This window comes from Pseudoruegeria sp. SK021 (assembly GCF_002119405.1).
Taxonomy (GTDB): domain Bacteria; phylum Pseudomonadota; class Alphaproteobacteria; order Rhodobacterales; family Rhodobacteraceae; genus Meridianimarinicoccus.
The window spans coordinates 1-3387 of record NZ_MTBG01000081.1; the positions used below are offsets into that span (position 1 = coordinate 1).

The 3387-nt window shown below is 61.1% G+C and carries 3 protein-coding genes; 1 reads left to right on the forward strand and 2 read right to left on the reverse strand.

Annotated features, from left to right (window positions below; genetic code table 11):
* A partial coding sequence (locus BV911_RS19675) for a hypothetical protein (RefSeq protein ID WP_205963917.1) occupies nt 1–770 on the forward strand: 770 nt, incomplete at its 5' end.
* Between the two features lies 1 nt (nt 771).
* Here the strand turns inward: BV911_RS19675 and istB are convergent.
* Together istB and istA are read right to left on the reverse strand one after the other, a co-directional pair.
* Nucleotides 772–1536, reverse strand: a complete 765-nt coding sequence (gene istB / locus BV911_RS18535; protein ID WP_086055023.1) for an IS21-like element helper ATPase IstB — start codon at nt 1534–1536, stop codon at nt 772–774.
* A 14-nt stretch (nt 1537–1550) separates the two neighbouring features.
* Entirely contained in the window at nt 1551–3089 is a 1539-nt protein-coding gene (istA, locus tag BV911_RS18540; RefSeq protein ID WP_086055024.1) for an IS21 family transposase, read from the reverse strand.
* Between the last annotated feature and the right edge of the window lie 298 nt (nt 3090–3387).

Sequence of the window (3387 nt, forward strand, 5' to 3'; positions counted from 1 at the left end):
TGTTCGGCGGCTTCGGTGCCAACCTGCGCCGATTCTGTCTTGCGCTGCACGCTCAGGGACAGGTGACGACGGAACGGCTGACATCTATCCTGAACGGGATCGGGCTGGAGATATCGAAGCGTCAGGTTGTGCGTATCCTGACCACCGACATTGATCGGTTCGTGGCCGAGGATCAGGCGGTTCTGCAAGCCGGCTTGACCAGCGCGCCCTACATCAGTGTTGACGATACCGGTGCCCGTCATGCCCACCGTAACGGGATCACAACCCAGATCGGCGGGGAACGCTTTTGCGTATTCAGGACCGACCGCTCGAAATCGCGACTGAACTTCCTGTCGCTGCTACGGGCCGGCCGTGAGGACTACGTGATCAACGACGACGCGCTCACCTACATGCGTCAGCGCAAAGTGACACCGGAGGTCATCGACGGGCTCTCGGCACATCCCGATAGATCATTCGCCTCGGAGATGGGGTGGTACGCGCATCTCTTGGCGCTGCGCATTGACGTGTTCGACAGGACCTTGTTGCGCGAGGTCAGTGAGGCTGCCGTATGGGGTGCAGTGCGCCAGCATGGGCTGATGGGAAATACCGTGGTCGTCTCCGATGATGCCGGGCAGTTCCGCATCCCCAATCATGCCTTGTGCTGGGTGCATGCAGAGTGCGTATTTCGCGGAACTTGGGCAGTGATTTCACGCGATCTCGGGCACGCGTTTCACGGCATCTCGGGCAGCCATTTCACGGTCGTGGGGAGGCTGGTCGACAAGGTTTATTGAGTCAGGCCTGACCGGTTGGGTCAAGCGATTTCGTGGTACTCATCTTTCTTCGCATGCTGTCTCCAGTCAGTGTGAGGCGGTGGGCGTTGTGAACCAGCCTGTCGAGGATAGCGTCGGCAAGGGTTGGGTCACCGATGGCCTCGTGCCACTGATCTACGGGCAGTTGGCTGGTGACGATAGTGGACCCGCGGCCTTGGCGATCTTCGAAGAGTTCCAGCAGATCGCGGCGTTCTGGTGCGGTCAGGACCGAGAGGCCCCAGTCGTCGAGGATCAGCAGCTCGGTTCGTTCGATGGATTTCAGCATGCGGGCATGGCGCCCGTCGCCCCTGGCCATCGCCAGCATTTGGAACAGCCGGGGCACGCGGTGATGCATGACACGCTGATCGTCGCGGCAAGCTTTGTGTCCAAGCGCACAGGCGATCCAACTTTTGCCCAGCCCTGTCGGGCCAGTGATTAACAGATTCTCGTGGCGGTCTATCCAGCCACCGTCGATCAAGTGGGCCATGACAGAGGCATCGATGCTGCGTGGGCTGCGCATGTCGATGTCTTCCACGCAAGCAGCATGGCGCAGCGCGGCAAACCGCAGCCGCGTGGCCAGCTTCTTGGCATCACGTTCTGCCGCCTCTCGATCGACAAGCAATCCAAGTCGCTCTTCGAAGCTGAGGCTTTCGAACATGGCGCCCGCGCGACGCTGTTCGTCCAGCGCCTTAACCATGCCGGTGAAGCCAAGGGCCTCCAGCCGGTCGGATGTGGGATGTGTCAGCAAGGGGTGTCTCCTTTTCAGTGGTAATACTTCTGGCCGCGTATGTTGGGATGCTGCAGCGGCAGCTCGTCAGGGTCTGGTTCCATGAACGCCTGATCCAGCCCGTTCTTCAGGATTGATCGGATTGAGGATACCGACCGCGCCTTGATGGCGACGCCCCGGCGGCAGGCGGCATCAAGGCGGTCAGGTTCATAGCTTTTGGCCAGCGACAGCACGCCCATGCAGGTGCGGAAGCCCTGCTCGGGGTGCGGTCTGTCTTCCATGACGGTCTGACAAAACGCGGCGACCGAGGGCCCAAGCTTCTCAGCACTGGCCAGAACTCGCGCCGGCGTCCACTCGGCATAGCGGCGATGCGAGGACGGCATGTGATCGGGCACCGTGACATGGCTGCGCCGCCCGGGATTGCGGGCATGGCTGGCCACGCGCTTACCGCGGTGGAAAACTTCGATCGTGGAATGGGTTGAGCGGACGTCAACCTGCTGCCGGATCAAGCTGAAGGGTACCGAATACCAGCACTCGTTCGCTTCGACATGATAGTCCGGCGCAACACGGGCTCGCTTCCATCTCGCAAAGACATAAGCGTCGGCGGGCAGCGGTTGCAGGTTGGGACGGTCCAGCGTGACGAACAGATCGGCGCGGCTGGCACCGTAATCGCGCATGACCCGGGTGTTCAGGTCGTCCAGCAGAGGCCGGATCGCGGCGTTCAGTTCCGCGAGGGAGAAGAACCTGTGATTGCGCAACCGCGCGAGGACCCAGCGTTGTGCCACCTGCACCGCCACTTCGACCTTGGCTTTGTCTTTGGGCTTGCGCACACGCGCGGGCAGGATCGCGGTGCTGTAATGCTCCGCCATCTCGGCATAGGTCCGGTTCAGTCCGGGATCGTAGCGGTCGGGTTTGATGACAGCGGATTTGAGGTTATCCGGGACCACGGCTTTGGGTACGCCGCCCAGATAGGTGAACATCCGGGTATGGGCGGCGATCCAGTCTTCCAGCCCTTCCGAGGCAACAGCTTCGACGTAGGTGTAACTGGAGGCCCCCATGGTGGCGACGAACAGCTTCGCCGCATGCACTTCGCCAGTTTGCGGATCGACGATGTCGATCAAGTCGCCCGCGTAATCGACGAACACCTTCTCACCGCCCGCATGTGTCTGCCGCATGCTTGGGTGGACACGCCCCTTCCAGGCGTCGAAATGCGTACAGAACCACGTGTACCCAAACCCGCCCGGATGCTGCGCCCGGTATTCCTCCCATAGCAGCATCCGGGTGACACTGCGCTTGCGCAGCTCCTTGTCCATTGCGGCCCAGTCCGGAACAGGGCGATCCTGATCCGGCACACTCGGCGAGGACGGGAACAGCAAGAGTTCAAGACTATCGTCATCCAGCCCATCTGGAAGCGGCCAGCTCAGTCCCGCGTCACGAGCCCGCTGCAAATAGGTGCCCACACTTCCCTTCCCAATCCCGAGCGAAGCGGCAATCGCCCGCTCGCTCAGCCCTTGGGCAAACTTCAATCGCAATACGTCCCGTATCCGGCGCATGGTCAAACGTCCTGTCGGCATTCCATCCCTCCTATTGATCCGGAGGGGGAGTATCTTCAGTTCGTCGACCAGTCCTGCCCATGATCCCGCGAAATCACTGCCCGCGATCGCGTGAAATCCGCGCCCGCCTTCCCGCGAAATCAGTGCCCACGATCAGCTGAAATCAGTGCCCGCGATCATGCGAAACGCGCATGATTTCCGGATGATTTGCTAAGATACGTGCTTAACGACGTCCTTTGCGACGTGTCTTAGGTGGGGTCAGTGATGCGTGGTGAGATACTTGGGTTTGAACGTCGACGCCGTTGGAGCGACGAGGAGA

Coding starts and splice junctions, on each gene's coding strand:
- istA (WP_086055024.1), bottom strand. CDS start 3,089: ATGCCGACAGGACGTTTGACCATGCGCCGGATACGGGACGTATTGCGA.